At 62.4% G+C, this 21,891-nt stretch carries 17 protein-coding genes; 11 read left to right on the forward strand and 6 right to left on the reverse strand.

The window, feature by feature from the left end; translation table 11 throughout:
• Positions 1 to 14: 14 nt before the first annotated feature.
• Positions 15 to 1,301, forward strand: a complete 1,287-nt coding sequence (locus QUH67_RS10155) for an ABC transporter substrate-binding protein (protein ID WP_300946531.1) — start codon at positions 15 to 17, stop codon at positions 1,299 to 1,301.
• A 195-nt stretch (positions 1,302 to 1,496) separates the two neighbouring features.
• Here QUH67_RS10155 and QUH67_RS10160 read toward each other — a convergent pair whose 3' ends face one another.
• From QUH67_RS10160 to QUH67_RS10175, 4 genes are all read right to left on the reverse strand, one after another.
• On the reverse strand, positions 1,497 to 2,429 hold the full coding sequence (locus QUH67_RS10160) for a DMT family transporter (RefSeq protein ID WP_300946532.1): 933 nt from the start codon (positions 2,427 to 2,429) through the stop codon (positions 1,497 to 1,499).
• 206 nt (positions 2,430 to 2,635) lie between these two features.
• The gene (locus QUH67_RS10165; protein ID WP_300946533.1) at positions 2,636 to 3,997 is read right to left on the reverse strand and encodes a TRAP transporter large permease; all 1,362 of its coding nucleotides are present in this window, start codon (positions 3,995 to 3,997) and stop codon (positions 2,636 to 2,638) included.
• Positions 3,998 to 3,999: 2 nt separating this feature from the next.
• Complete coding sequence (locus QUH67_RS10170; RefSeq protein WP_300946534.1) at positions 4,000 to 4,563, reverse strand: TRAP transporter small permease; 564 nt, start codon at positions 4,561 to 4,563, stop codon at positions 4,000 to 4,002.
• Positions 4,564 to 4,691: 128 nt separating this feature from the next.
• The gene (locus tag QUH67_RS10175) at positions 4,692 to 5,675 is read right to left on the reverse strand and encodes a TRAP transporter substrate-binding protein (protein WP_300946536.1); all 984 of its coding nucleotides are present in this window, start codon (positions 5,673 to 5,675) and stop codon (positions 4,692 to 4,694) included.
• A gap of 325 nt (positions 5,676 to 6,000) precedes the next feature.
• On the opposite strand from QUH67_RS10175, the gene QUH67_RS10180 reads away from it, so the two are divergent.
• The 9 genes from QUH67_RS10180 (at position 6,001) to QUH67_RS10220 (ending at position 18,071) form a co-directional block, all read left to right on the forward strand.
• Entirely contained in the window at positions 6,001 to 8,061 is a 2,061-nt protein-coding gene (locus QUH67_RS10180; RefSeq protein ID WP_300946537.1) for a hydantoinase/oxoprolinase family protein, read from the forward strand.
• On the forward strand, positions 8,058 to 9,740 hold the full coding sequence (locus tag QUH67_RS10185; protein ID WP_300946538.1) for a hydantoinase B/oxoprolinase family protein: 1,683 nt from the start codon (positions 8,058 to 8,060) through the stop codon (positions 9,738 to 9,740). Before QUH67_RS10180 ends, QUH67_RS10185 begins: the two co-directional genes overlap by 4 nt.
• A 297-nt stretch (positions 9,741 to 10,037) precedes the next feature.
• Positions 10,038 to 11,369 (forward strand): ABC transporter substrate-binding protein, encoded by a 1,332-nt coding sequence (locus tag QUH67_RS10190; RefSeq protein ID WP_300946539.1) that lies wholly within the window; start codon positions 10,038 to 10,040, stop codon positions 11,367 to 11,369.
• 82 nt (positions 11,370 to 11,451) lie between these two features.
• Positions 11,452 to 12,327, forward strand: a complete 876-nt coding sequence (locus QUH67_RS10195) for an ABC transporter permease (RefSeq protein ID WP_300946540.1) — start codon at positions 11,452 to 11,454, stop codon at positions 12,325 to 12,327.
• Positions 12,328 to 12,353: 26 nt separating this feature from the next.
• Entirely contained in the window at positions 12,354 to 13,217 is an 864-nt protein-coding gene (locus QUH67_RS10200) for an ABC transporter permease (RefSeq protein WP_300948000.1), read from the forward strand.
• Positions 13,218 to 13,232: 15 nt separating this feature from the next.
• Positions 13,233 to 14,336 (forward strand): ABC transporter ATP-binding protein, encoded by a 1,104-nt coding sequence (locus QUH67_RS10205; protein ID WP_300946541.1) that lies wholly within the window; start codon positions 13,233 to 13,235, stop codon positions 14,334 to 14,336.
• Positions 14,337 to 14,376: 40 nt separating this feature from the next.
• Positions 14,377 to 14,859: a (2Fe-2S)-binding protein gene (locus tag QUH67_RS10210; protein WP_300946542.1), complete on the forward strand. Its 483-nt coding sequence runs from the start codon at positions 14,377 to 14,379 to the stop codon at positions 14,857 to 14,859.
• 2 nt (positions 14,860 to 14,861) lie between these two features.
• A complete protein-coding gene (locus QUH67_RS10215) occupies positions 14,862 to 17,252 on the forward strand; it encodes a xanthine dehydrogenase family protein molybdopterin-binding subunit (protein ID WP_300946543.1) in 2,391 nt (796 codons plus the stop codon).
• Between the two features lie 9 nt (positions 17,253 to 17,261).
• Complete coding sequence (locus QUH67_RS10220; RefSeq protein WP_300946544.1) at positions 17,262 to 18,071, forward strand: FAD binding domain-containing protein; 810 nt, start codon at positions 17,262 to 17,264, stop codon at positions 18,069 to 18,071.
• Between the two features lie 52 nt (positions 18,072 to 18,123).
• Here the strand turns inward: QUH67_RS10220 and QUH67_RS10225 are convergent, their stop codons facing one another.
• Positions 18,124 to 19,029 (reverse strand): LysR substrate-binding domain-containing protein, encoded by a 906-nt coding sequence (locus QUH67_RS10225; RefSeq protein ID WP_300946545.1) that lies wholly within the window; start codon positions 19,027 to 19,029, stop codon positions 18,124 to 18,126.
• 117 nt (positions 19,030 to 19,146) lie between these two features.
• The gene (locus QUH67_RS10230) at positions 19,147 to 20,913 is read right to left on the reverse strand and encodes an NAD(P)/FAD-dependent oxidoreductase (RefSeq protein ID WP_300946546.1); all 1,767 of its coding nucleotides are present in this window, start codon (positions 20,911 to 20,913) and stop codon (positions 19,147 to 19,149) included.
• A 173-nt stretch (positions 20,914 to 21,086) separates the two neighbouring features.
• Between QUH67_RS10230 and QUH67_RS10235 the strand changes: the two genes are divergently transcribed.
• A complete protein-coding gene (locus tag QUH67_RS10235) occupies positions 21,087 to 21,830 on the forward strand; it encodes a GntR family transcriptional regulator (RefSeq protein WP_300946547.1) in 744 nt (247 codons plus the stop codon).
• The last annotated feature ends 61 nt before the right edge of the window (positions 21,831 to 21,891 follow it).

Genomic DNA, 21,891 nt, shown 5'->3' on the forward strand with positions numbered 1-21,891 from the left:
AATGGAGATCGTCCGTGCTTGATCAAATCATATCGCGGCTGGGTTTGGCGCTTGCCGGCGCTGCCCTGATGGCCATCAGCGTGACCACCGCGCGCGCGGAAGTCACGCTCGACGTGCTCTACACCACTCCAGGTACCTTCAATGCGCTGCATCAGGAATTGGCCAGGCGCTTCACCGAAGCGAACCCGGAAATCAAGGTGAAATTCCGCAATCCGGCCGCGAGCTACGAGGAAGCCGCGCAGCAGATCCTGCGCGACCAGATCACCGGCCGCTTGCCCGATGTGGCGTTCAATGGGATCAACCAGATCGGCCTGTTCGTTGATCGAGGACTGGGTGCGCCGCTGGATGGGTTTGTCGCCAGAGATGGCGGGCTCGCCGAACTCGGCTATTACCCGACGCTTGCAGAACTCGGAAAGCACAAGGGCAAGCTCTACGGGCTGCCATTCGCCGTCTCGACCCCGGTGCTCTACGTCAATGCCGATCTGCTGGCCAAAGCCGGCAGCGATGTATCCGCTCTTCCGAAAACGTGGCCAGAGCTGCTGGCTCTCGGTAAGAACGTCGAGGTGAAGGCGGGCACCGGCACGACCGGCCTCTACTATCAGTGGGAGCAAACCGGAAACTGGCTGTTTCAGTCGCTGGTGACAAGCAAGGGCGGCCGTATTCTCAAGCCTGACGGGTGCAGCATCGCCTTCGACGACGCAAACGGCATGTGGGCGCTGAAGACGCTGGAAGGCTTTGGCAAGTCGGGCATGCCGAATCTCGGCCTCGGTCAAGCCCGGCAGTCATTCGTCGCCGGCAATATTGCGATCCTGGCGGACTCTACGTCCTATGTGGCGGCAGCCGAGCGGCAGATCGGCGGCCGATTCCAGTTCAAGACCGTTGCCTTTCCGCTTGCCGCCACCGAAGGGCGTCTTCCCGCAGGAGGCAATGTCGCCATGGTCTTCTCGAAGGATGCCGAACGCCAAAGGGCTGCCTGGCAATATGTAAAGTTCGTCACCGGGCCGGTCGGCCAGACCGCGATGGTCAATTTGACCGGATATATGCCCGGCAACGAGATCGCCGTGAAGACGCCGGACCTGCTGGGCGCCTTCTATGCAAAGGCCCCGAACCATGTGACCAGCATCCAGCAACTGCCGGTGCTGACGGAATGGACATCCTTTCCGGGCGACAATTCGCTGAAGATTATCGAGGTGATAAAGCACCACGTCGAAGGCCTGGTGACGGGCAAGCGTACGGCGGAGCAGGTCATGCCCGAGGTGGTTCGAGATGTCTCCAGCCTTCTTCCAAAGTGCGGTGGCTGACGCATTCTCCAGCCAGGAGGGTGCCGCTTCGCCTCGAGAAACGGCCTCAGACGACAATATGGAGCGCTGTTCCGATTCAGTCGGACGGAAAGGGCGCCAGTCAGCCCAGGTTTGCCCCCGCGAAAGCCTGATAGGCGCGCCGTTGGGACCAGTGTCTTCCAGGCGCGAACTCCGTGCTGATGGCCCAGCGAGGAATCAGATTTCTGGACCTTTCATCATCGCTACTTGGACAGGCCTGGTTTCGGACTGGCCACTGAGGAGCAGAACGAGCCCAGCAGTGACGATTGCGATGCCGATCCACTCGATGCCTGCTGGAATCTCCCCAAGTACCGGTATCGCCAACAGCGTTGCGCTTGCCGGTACCGCCGCAGCCAGCCCAGCCGAGGGCGTCGGCCCGAGAACCCTCGCAGAGATCGAGAACAGGATGACCGCCAGGAAACCGGGTCCCAAGCCCTGGAAGGCGGCCTGAAGCAGCACCGTGGACCATGCCGCATCGTGGATGGTGGAGGGGAGAAAGAAAAACCAGATCGGCAGGAAAAGGATTGCGTTCGGAAGGCTGACCATGGCCAGAGCCTGGCGCGGTTCGACTTGCCAGTGCTTCACGCCCAGAAAATAAATCGAAAGCACAGCCGATGCCGCGAGGAAGAGCGCGATGGCCGTCACCACGCTGCTGCCGCCTGTGCGCAGGCCCGGAAGGCCGATCAGAACCGCGCCGACCACGAGGGTGAGAACGGCCATGAGTTGCCGCCGGGACGGAATCTGCCGCGCGAAAAAGAAGCCCATCAGGATGGTGAAAATGGGTAGCGTACCGTTAGCGAACACTCCCCCGTAGGCGGCCGACGAATTCTTCAATCCGAAATACATCAAAACGCTATATAGCGCGCCGGGGCCAAAGACCGACATTGACAGCGTTGCGTGCAGCGGCAGATGGCGCGGCCACCAGGCCATCGCGAACGGAACAATCAGGGTGCCGGCGACCATGAATCGAAGGGCCGTCACATCGAAGGGGGTCAGGCCGGATTGCACGCCGGCCCTCGAGAAGACAAGAAAGCCCGACCAGATGCAGAAAACGCCGGCTGCGCTCAGCAGCCCCAGGATCCGCTCGTTGGATTTGGTCGCAAGAGTCAAGGCGGTGTCCAACTTCCCGGGATTTGCCCGTGCATCTCGGCTCAATTATCGGCTGGAAGAGCGTCGCAAGGCAAATCCGGAATTGATATCGGGAAGCCCCATACTCCTGCCGGGGGCGTCGTGCGCCCGCGCCGGGTTGCTACGCCGGTGGACGCGTCTGCCGCGAACGCAGCAGCCGTACGTGCGGCGCTCTGCGACTGATCGAGCTATCGGGGCACAAGCACAAGAGCGAGACCCGGGAACAGCAACAGGATCAGAACGGCCAGCATATACACGCCGACGAAGGGCATTACGCCGCTGAAAACGTCCGTGATGGGCCCGGGCGTGCGGCGCATACCCTGCAGGACATACATGACGGTCCCGTCCGGCGGGCTGATCATGGCGATCTCGATCAGCATGGTAACGATGACGCCGAACCAGATCGGGTCATAGCCGAGGCTCTTCACCACCGGAAACACCACCGGAATCGTCGTGATGATCATGGAGAAACCCTCCATGAAGGTGCCCAGCGCGAGATAGAACCCGATGATGACCAGCATGATCGCCCAGGCCGGCAGCGGCAGCACGCTGACAATTTCCGCCAGCGATTGCGGCACCCGCAATTGCGTCATGATGAAGTTCAGCATGTAGGCGCCGAACAGGATCAGGCCGAGCATCGAGGTATTGCGCGCGGTCGCTTCTGCCGACTCGTTCAGCAGCTTGAAACTGAGTTTGCGGGCGATGAATGCAAACACGAGCGACGCGACCACGCCGAGCGCGGCGGCTTCGGTCGGCGTCGCGATTCCGCCATAGATCGTCCCGAGCACGATCAGGATCAATAGCGCCGTCGGCATGAGGTCGATGATGCTTCGCCATCGTTCCTGCGCGGTAATCGGTGGCAGCGTTTCGTTGGTCGGCGTACGCAGGCCGTGGATGACGATGACGACAAAGAACAGCGCGCAGACGAGCACACTTGGCACGATCGCGGCGATATACATCTTGCCGACCGACGTCTCTGTCATTAGCCCGTAGACGATGAAAGTGATGCCGGGCGGTATCAAGTTGCCCAGCGCGCCGCCGGCGGCCAGCGATCCCAAAACCATGCGCTGGCTGTAGGCCTTTTTCTCGAAGTAGGGCAAGGCGACCGAGCCCATGGTGGCCGCCGTTGCCACGCTCGACCCCGAAATCGCGGAGAACACCGCGCAGGCTGCGATGTTCGTATGCAACAGACCGCCCGGCCAGCGGCGCATCCAGACATTGAGCGCGCGATAGAGTTGTTCTGACAGACCCGATCGCAACAGGATCTCGCCCATCAGCAGGAACAGCGGTACGGCCACCAGCACGAAGCTCGATGACGGCGCCCAGATCACCTGGCCCAGGAACAGCCAGAACGGCCGGTCGGAGAACATGAACCCGGACAGCAACGCCAGCGCGCCAAGCACCACCGAGATATACACGCCCGATCCGAAGAACACGAGGAACAGGCCGACCAGCATCATGATCTCGCCGATCGGAAGCGCCGCCGCGCCCTGGCTGGCCGCAAAAATGGCGAGGCCGAGCATGACGAGCAGGAAGATGATGGCAATCACGGTTACGCGTCCCTTCCATCGGCGCTTCGGGCAGGGGCTAGGCCGACCGCCTCCAGCGCTTCCTGCGTCTCTTCCTGATATCCGCGGGGCCCCAACAGCTTGTCGATCTCGGCGGCGTCGCCAGCAATCAACAGACACACGATTTCCAGCAGCAGCACGACCGCAAACACCGCAAGCATCGTGACGCCGATCGCCCACAGGCCCTGCGGCAGGACGAGCGGTATTGCCAGCGCACTGGTGTCCTTGGCGTTGAACAGCATGCTTTCGCCGACAAGCTGCCATGCGCACCAAGCGAGAAACAGCGACAAGGCGGTCAAAAGCACCAGGGCGAATGCGTGAAGATACTGACGAATGCCGATCGGCAGGCGATTGACCAGCACGTCGATCCGAATGTGGGAGCGCGTCGCCAGCGCATGGGCGAGCCCCCAGGCCAGGCCGAACGCCAGCATGTAGCTGGTGATCTCGGTGGTGGCGCTTGAGGAGAAGCCGCCGAAGTTTCGGCAAATGACATCGATGGTGATGAACGCAGCGCAGAAGATGAAATTCCAGCCCGCCACGTAGTTCATTAACGCCGCGATTGCGGTCGCGGCTTTTCGTAGGGTGCGTGGAATTTCCATTCCACGCGTGGCTATGCGGGATCCACGTTCGTTCGCGGCATCTGTCATCGCATCGGGTTCTCCGCCTTTGCTGGTCGTCAGTTCGCGGTGAGTTTCACTCCCGTAATCGGTGCGATGACGTCATTGTAGATCGTGCCGCAGCGCGCGCCGCAGCGTTTCACCCATCCGGGGATGACGGTGATTTCCACGATCTTCTTCAAGGTCGCCTTGTCTTCCTCGGTCGCCTCCACGACCTTCATCGCCTTTTCCTTGACGAGCGTATGGATCTTGCAGCCTTCCGCCTTTCCGGCGTTGCAGTCGAGCCCGTCCTGGGTGGCCTCGGCGCCGAGCTTCCACTGCGCCGTCTCAACCTCCTTCATCGTTGCGGAGATCATGTCACGTGTCGGCTGGTCGAGCTTGTTCCACCAGTTCGTATTGACATAGTAGGCCGCCACCGCCCATCCGACCGACAGGTTGTAGATGCTGGTCGTCACCTCGTACCACTTCGCCGCATTGCCCGAACCAGTACCTGTCACGGCGCAATCGGCGACACCGCGTTCGAGCGCGCTGTAGACTTCGGGGAAACCGATCGATACCGGCTGGGCGCCGACGGCGGTAACGACGTCATTGAGCGAGGCGCCGAAGGTCCGGATCTTTCGGCCCTTGAGATCGGCAAGGCTGGAGACCGGCTGGCGGCACCAGAACACTTGCGCCGGGAAAGGATATATCGCGACGATCTGGCTGCCGAACTTTTCCAGTTCCTTGTTGGCCAGGGGGACGAGTGCGATCGCGGCTTTTCGCGCCTGTTCGATGTCGGGGTGCAGGCCGGCGAGATCGACGCCGTCGAGGAACGGCACGTCGCCGGAAACGGTCGAGAGCGGCGCCGCGCCGATGTCGACTTGCCCGGCGCGGATGAGACGCAGCACTTCGGGGCCATTGAGCCCCATCTCCGGCCAGGCCGAAAGCTTGACGTCGATCTGCCCGTTCGATTTGGCCTTCAGTCCGTCGCGCAGCAGCGGCTGATCGACTTTGGTGAACTGCGGCTGTGTACCGAAGGGCTGGGTCACGATCGTGATCGTCATCTTCTGTTGCGCGTCGGCGGTTGCGACCGTCCCAAGCCAGCACGCAGCAATGGCTGTTAGCACCCGATGGCATGGCGTCATCACAAACATCTCCTCTGATCCCGGGACGGGCTTTGCGTGAGCTTCTGCGTGAGTTTGTTGCAATATTCGCACCAACCGGCCACCGGCTTCCTCTCGCGCTGCGAGGGCCAGTCATGCACGCGCTAATGCTCGCAAACTGGGCAATGAGCCCGGCAGAACGCCTTGATCACGTGCTGGCGTCGCGATCCGATCTGTGTAGGATCGCAGATGCAGTCTACGGTCTATCGGGATTGGGGAAGTTCTAGTGGCGTTGATCGAAGTGGCGCCGGTCAGGATCGGTGTCGATATCGGCGGCACATTCACTGACCTGCAGATTTATGATGCCCGCACGGGCGCGATCGTCAGCTACAAGACGCCGACGACGCCGGAGGATCCTTCCATCGGTCTGATGACCGGAATCAAGGAGGCGGCGGCCCGCTACAATTTCACGCTTCCCGATGTGGGCTTCCTGCTTCACGGAACGACGATCGCCACTAATGCGATCCTGGAACGCAAGCTCCCCAAGTCGGTGCTCGTGACCACGGCCGGTTTTGAGGATGTGCTCGAGATCGGCCGCCACGTCCGGCGCGAAGTCTATGCCCTCAGTCCGCAGCAACCGCCGACGCTCATCCCGCGCGACTGTCGCGTCGGCGTCGCCGAAAGAATATTGGCGAATGGCCGTGTCGAGGTGCCGCTGACGCCTGAGGCGCTGGAAAATCTCGCTGCCGCGATCGACAGGATCGACCCGGTCAGCGTCGCCGTCTGTCTGATGAATTCCTACCTCAACCCGCAGCACGAACAGGCGATCGCCGAATATCTTGCTAATACGAGGCCCGCGCTGAAAGTGTCCTGCGCGAGCGCTTTGAGCGCGGAGATCCGCGAATACGAGCGCACCTCGACCACCGTGCTCAACGCGGTTCTGATCCCGGTCATTGCGGGATATCTCGACAAGCTCTCGCACCGCATGGAGACGGAAGGTTTCCGGCCGCGGTTGCTGCTGGTGCAATCGAATGGCGGTGTTTGCGCCGCCAGGACCGCGGCGCTGGAGCCGGTACGGCTGCTGCTCTCGGGGCCGTCGGGCGGCAGCGCGGCCTGTGCGCTGCTGAGCAAGGTCCTTGGCGAGGACAATCTGATTGGCGTCGACATGGGCGGCACCAGTTTCGACGTTTCGGTCGTGCGCAACGGCCGCGTCAATGTCGTGATGCAGGGCGAGGTTGACCGCATGCCGGTCCGCATTCCCATGGTCGAAATCCGCGCCATCGGCGCCGGTGGCGGCTCGCTCGCAAAAGTGCAGCGGGGCCAGCGGCTGACGGTCGGGCCTGAGAGCGCCGGCTCCACTCCGGGCCCCGCCTGCTATGGTCGCGGCGGGACCGGGGCGACGGTGACGGATGCGAATGTCACGCTCGGCCGCATCGACGGCGAGAAGTTTTTGGGCGGCGGGATGCGCCTCGACGGTAAGGCGGCACGCGGCGTGATCGATGCCGAGGTCGCCGGGCCCCTCAGTCTCGCGACCGAGCCCGCGGCGGAGGGGTTGCTCGCCGTGGTCAATGCCAATCTCGGCGCCGCGATCCGCTTGTCGCTGTTCGAGAAGGGCGTCGATCCCCGCGAATTCACCATGATCGCGTTCGGCGGCGCCGCCGGTCTGCACGCGCTCGAGGTGGCTGACGAAACGGGGATCCGGCGCGTCGTATTCCCGGAGAACGCCAGCACGCTTTCGGCTTACGGCATTCTTCATTCGGACCTGACTCATGACCTCGTCCGCTCGCGCGTGCTCGATGCGACGGCTGAAAAGCTCGGCGCGATCACGCCGCTGCTCGAAAGCCTTGTTGCCGATGCGCGGACGAGGCTCGATGCCGACGCGATCCCCGAGAACGACCGTCACATCGAACTCTCGGCCGACATGCACTACAAGGGGCAGGCGTTCGAGCTGACGGTACCGCTGCGCTCCCTCGAGCTCGACGAGGCGGCGCTGGCTTTGCTGATCTCCGATTTTCACGATCTTCATCGTCAATATTTCTCCTATTCGAATCCGGGCTCGCCCGTCGAGATCGTGTCGCTGCGCGCGTCGGCGATTGGGCGCTTGCCCAAGCCTGTTGCGAAGGGAGCGGATGCGCGCGACGGCGGCAAGCCGGTTGGCAAGCGACGGATCTGGCTTTCCGGAGGTTGGCGGGATGTCGCAGTGTGGAATCGCGCCGACGTGTTTCTGGGTGCGGCAATCGAAGGGCCGGCCGTTATCGAGGAGGCCTATACCAGCGTGCTCCTCATGGAGGGATGGAGTTGCCAGCGTGACAAGAGCGGCCACCTCGTGGCGAGGAGGCAAGGATGAGCGTGAGCGCAGACGTCGATATTTCACCGATCGAACTCGAGATCATATACAACGCCCTGACCGCCGCTGCGGCGGAGATGGATGTTACCATCTGGCGCACTAGCCGCTCGACCATCGTTCGGGAGTTGCTCGACTACTCGACCGCGATCTTCGATCGCGATGGATGGAACGTGGCGCAGGCGGCGCGCATTCCGAGCCATCTGAATTCGATGAGCTACTTCCTCACCGAGATCCTGGCCCGTCACATTCCACCCGAGAACTGGGGACCTGGCGACGTCGTCATTTCGAACGATCCGTACTGCGGCGGCCAGCATCTGCCCGATATCGTCGCCTACAAGGCAGTGTTTCGCAACGGCCGGCGCATCGGGTTCGTCGGCGCGTTGTGTCATCATCTCGACGTCGGCGGTTCCTCGCCGGGCAGTTACGGCTCGAGCGCGACGGAGATCTTTCAGGAAGGCTTGCGAATTCCGCCGGTGAAGATCGTCGAAGACGGCAAGCTCAATGAGCCGATCCGGGCCATCATCCTGCAGAATGTTCGTCAGCCGGACATCCTGTGGGGCGACCTGCAGTCGCAACTCGCCTCGCTTGACATCGGCGCGGCAAGCCTCGAGCGGCTTGCCGCAAAGCTCGGAGAGGTGCGTTTCGAAACAGCCACCCGCCAGTTGCTCGATCGCTCCGAAGCGGCCATGCGGGCCGTGATCGGCCGCATTCCCGACGGCACCTACGAATTCGAGGATCATGTCGACGACGACGGGATTTCGGATACGCCGATCCGTATTCATGCGAGGCTGACGGTCGCAGGCGACGAACTCACGGTCGATCTCTCCGGCTGCAGTCCGCAGGTGATGGGTCCGAGCAACGCGACGCTGTCGTCGACCTGCTCGACGGTGTTTTATGCGCTGATCGCCTCGGCCGACGTGCCCATCGCGGCGAATGCGGGATGCTATCGTCCGGTCAAGATCGTTGCGCCGCCTGGCCTGTGCGTGAGCGCGGCCGTGCCGGCGCCTGTCGTGCATCGGATCGCCATCGGTCACCGCCTGGCTACGGTGCTGTTCGGCGCACTGCATCAGGCGGTGCCGGAACGCATGCCGGCGGCCTATTATGCGGTGTCCTATGTCGTGACGCTACAGACCATCGACCCGGAGCTTGGCCGCCGCGTTCTCGTCGAGATCGAGGTGGGCGGGATCGGCGCGCTGCCGGTTTCCGACGGCGCGTCGGCGTTGTCGTTTGGCATGCATAACAACTCGAACATTCCGATGGAGATGATCGAAAGCGACATGCCGGTGACGTTCATGGGCTATGGATTGCTGACCGACACTGGTGGTCCCGGCCAATGGCGCGGAGGGCTCGGCCTGTGGCGCGAATGGCGGATCGATTGCCTGATGGCGCAGCTTTCGACCAATCTCGATCGTTTCAAGTTTCGTCCGTTTGGACTGGCGGGCGGCGGGTCCGCGGCGCCAAGCGCGCTGTATCTGATCCGCGACGGCCAGAGGCAGGTGTTGCGCTCAAAAGTCACCAACATGATGGTGAAGCGCGGGGACATCATCCGGCTCGAAACGTCCGGCGGCGGCGGCTTTGGTGAACCACGTTTGCGGGCGCGGGAGCTTGTCGAGCGCGACATCAGGCTCGGCTATGTCAGCGCTGCGGCCGCAAGGGAGAGTTACGGGCAGGGCGGCTGAGTAGTCGACATGCAGCCCGTACGGATCGAGGCGCTTGTCGACAAATGTCCCAAGCCGCGGTATCTCCGCGTTAATTCCCGCGCGTAGTCAATTGCACACGCGGGATATGAAGATCGCCCGCCGTTCAAGTGAACAAGATGCGGACAGTCACCGCTCAGCATCTGTGCAAATTCACATTAGAGCGCCTTATTCTTTCAATGAGAACTTCTCATTTCTTGCCGGCTCCCCTCGCTGTTAGCGTTCCTGCCAATTGAGATGAACGCAACCGCCATCGGATTGTTTGCAGGGGAGTTGGATATGGGCAGGGATACCGACAAATCAGGCAAGAGAAGCGTTGCGAAAGGGCATCTGCCCTCTCGCCGACAGGTGCTGAAGGGAGCCGCGGCGGTCGCCGGGGCTGCCGCCGGTTCGAGTGTGATCGGTGCGCCCGTGATCTGGGCGCAGGAGATCAAGGACATTGAGCTTCGGCATGTCGGCGTATCCTATTCCGTGGTGAAGGCGATCGGCGACCAGGCTGCCAAGGATCTCGGCTTCAAGGTCACGATGCAGAACCTCGACACGTCTGCCGCGATCAATCGCTTCATCACCCAGCCGAACAGCGTAGATATCCCGGATCTCGAGGGCTGGCAGGCAAAACTCGCCGCCAAGCGCGGCGTCATCCAGGGCATCAACATCAAGAAGGTCAAGGAGTTCGACAACTTCCTGCCGATCTTCACCAAGGGCGAGCTCGACGGGCACAAGATTCCGCGTCAGGGCATCTCGCCCTATGAAGCGATGTACATCAAGGACGCGAATGCGACCGATCTGCATGATGGCGTCACCGATTGGGCGACATTCTTGCCACAAGTCTACAACGCCGATTCGATCGGCTACCGGCCCGATCTGGTCGATCATCCCGTCACCGAATGGAAGGATCTGCTCAATCCCAAATACAAGGGCAAGGCTGCGATCCTCGACGTGCCGGCGATCGGTATCATGGATGCTGCGCTCTGCTTCGAGAGCGCCGACCTGATCAAGTACGGCAACAAAGGCAACATGACCACGAAGGAGATCGACTTCACCATCGAGAAGCTGATCGAGCTCAAGAAGTCAGGTCACTTCCGCGCCACCTGGACCACCTTCGATCAGTCGGTGCAGTTGATGGCGGCGGGCGAGGTCGTGATCCAGTCGATGTGGTCGCCGGCCGTCGCAGCCGTGCGCGTCAAGCAGATCCCGTGCGTCTATGCGCCCGTCAACAAGAAGGGTGACAAGGAAGGTTATCGCGGCTGGTGCAACGGCCTCGGCCTGATGAAGCATCTCAGCGGCAAGAAGCTGGATGCGGCCTACGAATACATCAACTGGTACTATTCGGGATGGCAGGGGGCCTTTGTCAGCCGCTACGGCTATTACAGCCCGGTTCCGTCGACGGCGAAGAAGCAGATGACGCCGACCGAATGGGCGTTCTGGTACGAAGGCAAGCCGGCGCCGGAAGAGATCAAGGACCCGTACGGCGTTCCGATGGAAAAGGCCGGCACCGTCCGCGACGGCGGCTCCTTCCTGGAGCGCGTCAAGAACATCTCGTGCTGGAACACGCTGATGGACGAGGCCGCCTACATGAACAAGCGCTGGAACGACTTCAAGGTCGCCTGATGCTTGCGTAGCGCAAGCCCGGGACGCTCGCCGTCCCGGGCGCTTCATTCGATGATTTGGCGTGCGTGGATTTGAAAAGCGGATGGAAAGCAAAGCCAAGGGAGGCGGGAGCAACGCAGGTTGGCTGCTGATCCTCCCCCTCATCCTCATTCTGGTGCCGTTCTTTATCGTGCCGATCATCGGCGTGGTCGCCGCCAGTTTCGTGCAGAGCGACGGCTTCGGCGGTATCATTCCGAGTTTCACGCTCGAGAATTACAAGGGGGTCTTCACCTCCGGGCTGACCTACCAGCTGTATTGGGCGACCTTGAAATTCTCGGTGTTTGCCTGGTTCTTTTCGCTGCTGATCGGGTTCTGGATCGCCTATTTCCTCGTGTTCCATGTTCGTAACCCGCTGCTGGCGCTCGGGCTTTTCCTGATCTGCACGGTGCCGTTCTGGACCTCGAACATCATCCGCATGATTTCGTGGATACCGCTGCTCGGCAAAGAAGGGCTGATCAACAGCGCGCTGCTCAAGACCCATGTCATCGACCAGCCGCTCGAGGTGCTGCTGTTCTCGGGCCTCGCGGTCGTGATCGCCTATGTCCACCAGCTGACGATCTTCATGATCGTGCCGATCTTCAATTCGATGGCCCGGATCGACAAGCGCACCATCGAGGCGGCGCGTGACGCCGGTGCCTCGCGCTTCGAGATCGTTCGCTTCATCGTATTGCCGCTTTGCAAGACCGGCATTGCCCTCGGGTCGATCTTTGTCGTCTCGATCGTGATGGGTGATTTCTTTGTCGTGAAGGTGATGTCCGGCGGCGGCTCGGCCTCGGTGGTCGGGGCGTTCTATGAAGACATCGGCGTGCTGCAGTATCCGACTGCGGCCGCCAGCGCCACCATCCTGACGGTCATCGTGTTGCTGCTCGTCGTGGCGATCCTGCGCACCGTCGACATTCGCAAGGAGCTGACGCGGTGACCGACGATCCGACCGCTGACGCCGACCTGGGGACGAAACGGCCTCGGCGTGCGTTGGCGCCGAGCCGGGGCGGCCGTCCCTGGACGTTCTACGTGCTGGCGACGCTGTTCACCCTGTACGTCATTGCGCTCTATGGACCGATGGTCTGCATCTATATCCTGTCGTTTCAGGATGTGCGCGGCGGCCTGGTGTTTCCGATGCGGGGAACATCGCTGCACTGGTTCGTCGATCTCTTCACCCAGGTGCGCACCGGCGACGTCAAGGGCGCGTTCAGCCGCTCGATCCGGCTTGCGGTCGTCGTGACCGTCATCACCGTCGTGGTTTCCTTCATGTCGGGCCTCGCGTTCCGCAAGCGCTTCGCGGGCGACAGCGTGGTGTTCTATCTGATGATCGGCAGCCTGGTCGCGCCCGGCCTGGTGCTCGGCATCGGCGTCGGCCTGATCTGCAATGTGCTCGGCATCGAGACCAACTGGTACTCTACCGCGCTCGGCGCGCAATTGTCCTGGACGCTGCCGTTCGGCGTGCTGGTGATGTTCGCCGTGATGTCTCGCCTCAACAACGCCTGGGAAGAGGCGGCACGGGATCTCGGCGCCAGCGCCTGGCAAACGACATTCCTCGTGATCATCCCGATTCTGGCGCCGGGCCTTGTCGCGGTCGCCCTGTTCGGTTTCACGCTGTCCTACGACGAATTCACCCGCAGCCTGCTGACCGCAGGGTCGCTCAACACGCTTCCGCTTGAAATCTGGAGCATGACGCTGAACGTGACCTCGCCGTCGCTATATGCGCTCGGCACGGTAACGACCCTGATTTCGTTCGCCATCATCGGCATCTGCCTCGGCACCATCGCCCGAATCCAGAAACGGCGCGCGGTCGGGCCGGCGGCACACTAGGGAATCAACCGGGCTATGGATGTCGAGAACGGAAGCATCGAGCTGGCGGGCATCGTCAAAAGCTATGACGGCGCCACCCGGGTCGTTGACGGCGTCAATTTGAGGATTCCCGACCGTGCCTATTGCTGCTTCCTCGGCCCGTCAGGCTGCGGCAAGACGACGATCCTGCGCATGATCGCGGGTCATGAGGACCCGACCCATGGCGAGATACTGATCGGTGGCAAGGACGTCGTTGGCCTTGCGCCCGTCGAGCGGCGCACTGCGATGATGTTTCAGTCCTACGCGCTGTTTCCCCATCTGAACGTCCGCGAGAACATCGCTTTCGCCTTGCGCGTGCGCGGCGTAGGATCGCAAGAGCGGCGCAAGGCGGCCGATGCCATGATCGAAAAGGTCAGGTTGACGGAGTTGGCCGACCGGTTGCCGGCGCAGCTTTCGGGCGGCCAGCAGCAGCGCGTCGCACTGGCGCGAGCCGCTATCACCGGCCCGAAGGTGTTGTTGCTGGATGAGCCGCTGTCGGCGCTCGACGAGCAATTGAGGGTGCAGATGCGGCAGGAACTCAGCCGTATGCAGCGTGATCTCGGGATCACCTTCATTCACGTGACTCACACCCAACTCGAGGCGATCGCGATCGCCGACATCGTCGTGGTGATGGAAAAGGGCAAGATCAAGCAGGCCGGCCCGGCCCGCGACGTCTATGACCGCCCGCAGGACCGCTACGTCGCCGAGTTTCTTGGCGGTCAGAACGTGCTCACGGGGCGGATCGAGCGGATCGAAGGCAATCGTGCGATCATCGCGTCGCCGGAGATGCGCGACGTCGTGGTGCCGCTCGGCGTCCGCCGGACGGTATCGGCCGGGGATCGCGTGGATTTTGCGGTACGTCGCGACGACGTCGACCTGACGAGGCCCGAGAGAAGTACCGACGGAGAACGCGCCAAGGTTCCGAGCCGGGTTCGCGCCATCGAATACCAGGGCAACTTCGTCAAGGTCATCCTGGACAAGATCGGCGACGATGAACTGATCGCCTATGTGCCGGACCGTGTGTTCTATCGTGACCCATTCTCTGTCGGAGACGTGGTGATCGCCGGATGGGAAACGGACAAGACCAGGATGCTCGCTTGAAACAGGCGGCCGATCGAACGATGCAACAGGAGGGACGCGCATGAATGTCGAGATGACGGTCAACGGGAAGACAGTGAAGGCGGATACTTCGCCGTCACTGCTGCTGTCCGATTTTCTTCGCGAGAATCTCAATCTTACCGGCACCCATGTCGGCTGCGACACCTCGCAATGCGGCGCCTGTGTGGTCCATATCGACGGCGTCTCGATGAAGAGCTGCACGCTGCTGGCGGTCACTGTTGACGGCAAGTCGGTCACGACCATCGAAGGTCTCGCTAGGACCGCCAATGCCGATCTGCATCCAATGCAGCTGGCTTTCCATCACAATCACGGTTTGCAGTGCGGATTCTGCACCCCCGGCATGATCATGAGCGCGGTCGATTTCGCCAAGCGGACACCGAACCCGACGGAGGGCGATGTTCGGCACTGGCTCGAAGGCAATATCTGCCGTTGCACCGGCTACCAGAACATCGTCGCGGCTGTGCTCGCCGGCGCCGCCGCCATGCAAGCTCAGGCAGGAGGCTGACCATGAATGTTCATACAGGCATAGGCGCCTCGATCCTGCGCAAGGAAGACCGCCGGTTCATCACCGGCAAGGGCAACTACGTCGCCGACATCAAGCGGCCGGATATGGTGATGGGCGTATTCCTGCGCTCGCCGCACGCGCACGCGCTGATCAAGGGCATTGATATCAAGGTTGCCGCCGCACTGCCCGGCGTCGCCGCAATCTTCACAGGCGCGGATCTCGCCGCGGACAAGGTCGGCGGTCTGCCCTGCGCGTGGGGCGTCAGCAATGCCGACGGCAAGCCGATGAAGGAGCCGCCGCGTTCGGCGATGGCGGTCGACAAGGTGCGATGCGTCGGCGACGCGGTGGCGTTCGTGATCGCCGACACGGTCGAACAGGCGCGCGAAGCCGCGGACGCGATCGAGGTCGACTACGAGGTGCTGCCGGCCGTGGTCGGCGTGCTCGACGCCATACGCCCCGGCGCTGCCGCCGTGTTCGACGATATCCCCGACAATACCTGCTTCGACTGGGAGTGCGGCGACGCCAAGGCGACGGCGGCGGCGTTCAAGAATGCGGCGCATGTCGCCAAGATCAGCCTGGTGAACAATCGCCTGGTCGGCAATCCGATGGAGCCGCGCGCGGCAGTGGCCGAATACGATGCCGGCCGCGACCATTACACGATGTGGACCACGAGCCAGTTTCCGCATGTGGTGAAGGTGCTGATGGGCAACTTCGTGCTGAACATCCCGCAGCACAAATTGCGCATCGTGGCGCCCGACGTCGGCGGCGGCTTTGGCGTGAAGCAATTCCTGTACGCCGAGGAAATCATCACCACCTGGGCCTCGCGCAAGGTGGGTCGTCCGGTGAAATGGGTCAACGAACGCAGCGAGGGCTTCCTGTCGGACGCCCATGGGCGCGATCATGTCAGCGAAGCGGAACTGGCGCTCGACGAAACCGGCAAGTTTCTCGGCCTGAAGGTACGCACCGTCGCCAACATGGGCGGCTATTTGTCGACGTTCGGCCCGAACATCCCGACCAACCTCTACGGATTGCTGCTGGCCGGTGTCTACACCACGCCTGCGATCCATTGTGAAGTCAAAGGCGTGTTCACCAACACCGTGCCGGTCGATGCCTATCGCGGTGCGGGCCGTCCCGAGGCGACCTTCCTGCTCGAGCGTCTCGTCGACGTCGCGGCCAGCGAGATGAAGATCGACAAGGCTGAAATCCGGCGCAAGAACATGATCGACGCGTCTCAGTACCCCTATCAGACGCCGGTGATCGTGAAATACGACAGCGGTGACCCTAAGGCCTGCCTCGAAAAGGCGCTCGAGGATTCCGACTGGGGCGGCTTTGCCAAACGCAAGGAAGAATCCAAGGCGCGCGGCAAGCTGCGCGGCATCGGTCTGTGCACCTACGTGGAAGCGTGCGGCCTGGCCCCGTCACGTATTGTCCAGTCGCTCGGTGCCCGCGCCGGCATCTTCGAAAGCGCCACGGTGCGGGTCCATGTCACCGGCGACGTTACGGTGCTGATCGGAACCCACAATCACGGTCAGGGTCACGAGACCACCTTTGCGCAGATCGTTTCGGAAAAATTGTCCATTCCGGCCGACAAGATCGAGATCGTGTTCGGCGACACAGACAGGGTGCAGTTCGGATTGGGCACTTATGGCTCGAGATCGTTGGCGGTGGGTGGCACGGCGCTCGCCAAGGCCACCGACAAGATCATCGCCAAGGGGGCCAAGATTGCCGCGCATATGCTCGAGGCGGGCGAGGGCGACATCGTCTTCGAGAACGGATCGTTCGCCGTCCAGGGTACCGACCGTTCGAAATCGTTCGGCGACGTGGTCGGCGCGGCTTACGGCCTGGTGAATTTCCCGGTCGATGTGCTGGAGCCGGGGATGGAAGCCCAGGCATTCTATGATCCGGTGAACTTCACCTATCCCGGTGGTGCCCACATTGCCGAGGTCGAGATTGATCCGGAATGCGGCTCGGTCGATCTGGTATCCTATATCGCGGTGGATGATATCGGCACGGTGATCAACCCGATGATCGTGGCGGGGCAATTGCACGGCGGCATCGCGCAGGGGGTCGGTCAGGCGCTGTTCGAGAACTGCGTCTATGACGAGACATCCGGCCAGATGCTCTCGGCGTCGTTCATGGACTATTGCATGCCGCGCGCCGACAACATGCCCAACATGGAAATCGTCACGCTGTCGACGCTGTGTACGCATACGAGCTTCGGCGTCAAAGGCTGCGGCGAAGTCGGCACCATCGGGTCGCCTGCGACTGTGATCAATGCCGTGGTCGATGCGCTGTCGCATCTCGGCGTCAGTCATGTCGACATGCCGGCCACGCCAAGCCGGATCTGGCGCATCATCCACAATAGCGCCAATCAGCTGCGCGCAGCGGAATAGGAGCCGGCGATGAAGGACTTTTCGTACTACAAGCCATCCACCGTCTCCGAGGCCGTCGCCCTGCTGGCGGCGAGCGGTGAGAACCGCCCCCTTTCCGGCGGCATGACGCTGCTGCCGACCATGAAGATGCGGCTCGCGTCGCCGACGGCGATCGTCGATCTGGCTGCGCTGCCCGGACTGACCGGGATCACGGTCGGCGGCGGCAGCGTGACCATCGGGGCGATGACGACGCATGCCGAGGTCGCGGCGTCGGCGGAGATCAAGGCTGCAATCCCCGCGCTTGCCGCGCTCGCCGGCCTGATCGGCGATCCTCAGGTTCGGCATCGCGGCACCATCGGCGGATCGATGGCCAACGCCGACCCTTCAGCAGACTATCCGGCCGCGGCGGTGGGACTCGGCGCGACGATCGTCACGGATCGTCGCGAGATTGCCGCCGACGGCTTTTTCACGGCGATGTTTCAGACGGCGCTCGAACCCGACGAGATCATCCTGGCTGTCCGATTTCCGATTCCCGATGCGGCCGGCTATGCCAAGTTCAAGAGCCAGGCATCGCGCTACGCGCTGGTTGGCGTCTTCGTGGCGCGGTTCGGCGGCGCCGTACGCGTCGCGATTACCGGGGCCGGGCCGGTGGTCTTTCGATCCGGGGATATCGAGGATGCGCTGGCGGCCAATTTTTCACCCGATGCTCTGGCGCGGATTTCGATCGCGCCCTCGGGGTTGAATTCCGACATCCATGCCGACAGCGAGTATCGCGCCCATCTGGTGGTGGTGATGGCGCGCCGAGCTGTCGGGCAGGCACTGGGCCACAAGCCGGTATGACGCGGTAACGGGCGGGATGGTGCACAACGAGGCGGCAGGCGGAGATGGTGCTTTATTCGGCCGCCGCCGGAAGCGCGGGCCGCGTCGCGGCTTTTGCCGTTTCTGCGGCGAACTCAAGGCGGCTGGAGTCCGAACCTAGATAGCTCTCGAGATAATTATACAGCGCATCGATGGCCGCGAGGTTGCGGCCTGCTGCCCGGTACAGCAGCAGATCGACCGGTGGCAAGGCGGGAAACCCCTCATTTGCGCCGATTTCGCGCAGGCCGGGGGTCAATGCGCTACGGCCGAGCACGGTCACTGCCATGCCTGCGAGCGCGGCCGCCTGCAATCCGACGGCGCTGGCGCTGACACAGGTGATCTTCCAGTTGCGCCCGATCCGCTCCAGCTTGTCGATCGCATGTTCCCGGTAGATGTTGCCGGCCGGCAGCAATGCCAACGGCACCGGATCGACCCAATGCGCGTCGGAATCAGCGCCGACCATCCAGATCAACTGCTCCTGGCCGACCACTTTGCCGCCGGAGAAGCCCTCCATCTTGGTGACCAGTGCAAGATCGATCTCGCCGCGACGGACCAGTCCCACCAGCGGCGTCGACAATTCGCAGCGCAGCTCGACCTGCACTTTTGGAAACGCCTTGCGAAATCGGCTTAGAATCGCCGGCAAAACGAAGGCGGCGTAGAGATCCGGCGTGCCCAGGACCACCGTCCCCTCGACATCCGCCGCGGCCAGCCGTTGCAGCATCTCGTCGTGGAGCCGGAGTATGGATTTTGCGTAGGAAAGCACGAGGTCGCCGTCGTCGGTGAGAAGCTGGCGGCGGCCTTCGTGGCGCAACAGCGTCGTGTCGATCAGTTCTTCCAGCCGCTGCAACTGCAGCGTGATCGCGGGCTGGGTTCGCCCAAGCTGCCGGGCGGTAACGGTGATGCTGCCGGTCTGAACCACCGACACGAATGACCTCAGCATACGAATATCGAGGCTTATCAATGGCATATCCAAGCGCCTCCCTAGCTGGAGGCAATGCAGTTCTTGTGCCATTGGAATCAGGTCGCGGCGTTCGGGTGCCGGCGTGGATAGAAACCCTCAGTCCGCGCGATACACGTCGAGGGGAATCCCTTCCATCCGCGCCTTGATCTGTAGCGATGTGTACAGCGAAAAATGTCGCGCCTGCTGCAGATTGCCGCCCTGGAACCAGAGCGCTTCCTGCTTCGTCGGCTTCCACATGTTGCGCAACTCGCCTTCCCAGGGCCCGGGGTCCTTTGCGGTATCGGAGCCGAGGCCCCAGCACAGACCGACCTTTTCGGCGACATCAGGCGAGATCAACTGCGCCGCCCAGTCGTTCATCGGTCCGTAGCCCGTCGCATAGACGATGAGGTCCGCGGGCAGGGTGGTGCCGTCGGCCATGACTACGGAGTCTTCAGTGAGATGACTGATCTGCACGCCGGACTTTAGCTTGATGTGGCCCTCGATGATCAGGTCGGAGGCGCCGACATCGATGTAGTAGCCGGCCCCGCGCCGCGCATACATCAAACCGATGCCGCTTTCGTCTTCGCCGAACGTCAGCATGAACCCTGTCGCGCGGAGCCGCTCGTAGAACGCGGCGTCCTCCTGCCTGATGCGATCGAATACAGCTTTCGCGAATTGTGGGAGGATGCGGTAGGGGATCGAGGCTGCGATCAGGTCCGCGCGGTCGGCGTCGATGCCGGCAGCCAACGCCGCTTCCGAATACAGCGGCCTTCCGTGACGCTCCAGCGCTTCGGCCTTCACCACCAGTGTCGGCGAACGCTGGATCATCGTCACGTCAGCGCCGTGCTCCCAGAGATCAGCCGCGATGTCGTGCGCGGAATTGTTGGCGCCGATGACGACGCATCGCTTGCCGGCATAGGGCGCACCGTCCCGATGCTCGCTCGAATGATGCGCCATGCCACGGAAGCGATTTTGCCCCTCGAATACCGGCCGGTTCGGAACTCCCGACATGCCGGTGGCCAGAACCAGTTGCGAGGGATTCAGCGTGATGGTCTGGCCTTCGCGTTCGACCTCGACGGTCCAGCGCTTTGAGGCGTCGTCGAATGCAGCCCGCTTGCAGGTCGTCGCGCTCCAGATGTCCAGCTCCATGATGGAGGCGTAGGCTTCCAGCCAGTCGCCCATCTTGTCCTTGGGCGTGTAGATCGGCCAGTGTTCCGGAAACGGCAGATACGGCATGTGGTCGTACCAGACGGGATCGTGCAGGCAGAGCGACTTGTAGCGCCGTCGCCAGCCGTCGCCCGGCCGCTGCAAAGCGTCGACGATCAAGGTCGGCACGTTCAACTGCTTCAATCGTGCCGCCAGCGCGAGGCCGCCCTGGCCGCCGCCGACGATCAGGCAATAGGGCTGCCGTGACACGCCGAGTTCGGCCTTCTCATCGTTGCGTCCGTCAAGCCAGCTTCGCCGTCCTCCTTTCACGACGTTGTGCGTGGTGCCGGCGATCCGTGTCGGCCCGCGCTTCGGCTCGTAGCCCTTCAATTCGCGCAGCGTGGTGAAGAACGTCCAGCAGCGTCCATCCTTCAGTCGCAAATGACCTTTGCCGCGCCCGACCGCGGTCTCGAAGCTGAACCAGGCGCCGGCGGTGTCGCCCGGCTGATCGACCTGCTCGATATGCCATTTGTCCGGCCTCACGTCGTCCAGACGCTCCGACAGCATATTCCAGATGCGCTCGCGGCCTTCCAGCGTGACGATATTCCAGGTGAAGGCCAGAAAATCCCGCCAGTAGCATTCATCCGCGAACAGCGCCTGAAGCCGGGCCTTGTCGCGCGCGGCAAGCGCCGCGTGGAAATCCGCGAGCCAGAGCGCGGTTTGTTGATCTGACGGCATGACCTGCTTCACTTTCTCAACTGGAATATATGATATATGACAAAACGAAAGGCCGCGACAAGTGTCGTGCGCCGCGACCGCGTATTGAGTAGACAACGATTGTTATCGCGCGGGCTTCGGGCCCGCTCAACCACCGGCTCGCGCGGGGCGACGGCAGCATTCGGGATCGGCAGATGGCTTTGAAGGGTTTTGTTTCGAGCAGTCGCGAGAATCTGGCGTCGCGTACCTATGGCCAGCTGCGCGAGGCCTTGATGGCCGGTCGGTTCTGGCCCGGCCAGCGCTTGCGCATCCGGGAGCTTTCCGAGGCGATGGGCGTGAGCGATACGCCGGTGCGCGAAGCCATCATGCAGCTGGTTCGCGAGGGCGGGCTCGAGATGCGCTCGGGGCAGTCCATCACCGTGACGCGGCTGTCGTTGACGCGCTACCGCGAACTGCGCGAGATCCGCCTGCTGCTCGAGGGACTGGCGACGGAAAAAGCCGTGCCGCTGTTGACCAGCGCCGACCTCAAACAGCTCAAAAAACTGCATGATGCGCTGGTCAAGGCCGAAAAGGATGGCGACTCCGAGTCCGCCACGCTGACCAATTTCAATTTCCATTTTCTGATCTATCGCGCCTCGCAAGCCGAGGATCTGGTCTCCATCCTGGAAACGATCTGGCTTCGCAACGGCCCCCTGCTGAAATTCCTCTATCCGCACGCCCGACCGACCTATCCGGGGCGTCATCAGCATCTGGTGCTGATGGACGCGCTGCAGGAGCGCAATGCCGTCGCGGCGCGCCAGGCGATCCAGGATGACATTCTCGAAGGCGGCGCGCTGCTCGTAAAATTGCTGTTGCAGATCGAGAAGGGGCAGGCCGTCGTCAAGGAGGATGCCGACGGCAACATGCGCCTGGAATTTCTGACGACGGCGGCAGGATAGGGGCCATGCAGGGCCGCCTTGCCGGCATTCGCTGATTTCCGGTGACATTCATGATATATGA

It is taken from the genome of Bradyrhizobium roseum, from assembly GCF_030413175.1.
In the GTDB taxonomy this organism is placed as follows: domain Bacteria; phylum Pseudomonadota; class Alphaproteobacteria; order Rhizobiales; family Xanthobacteraceae; genus Bradyrhizobium; species Bradyrhizobium roseum.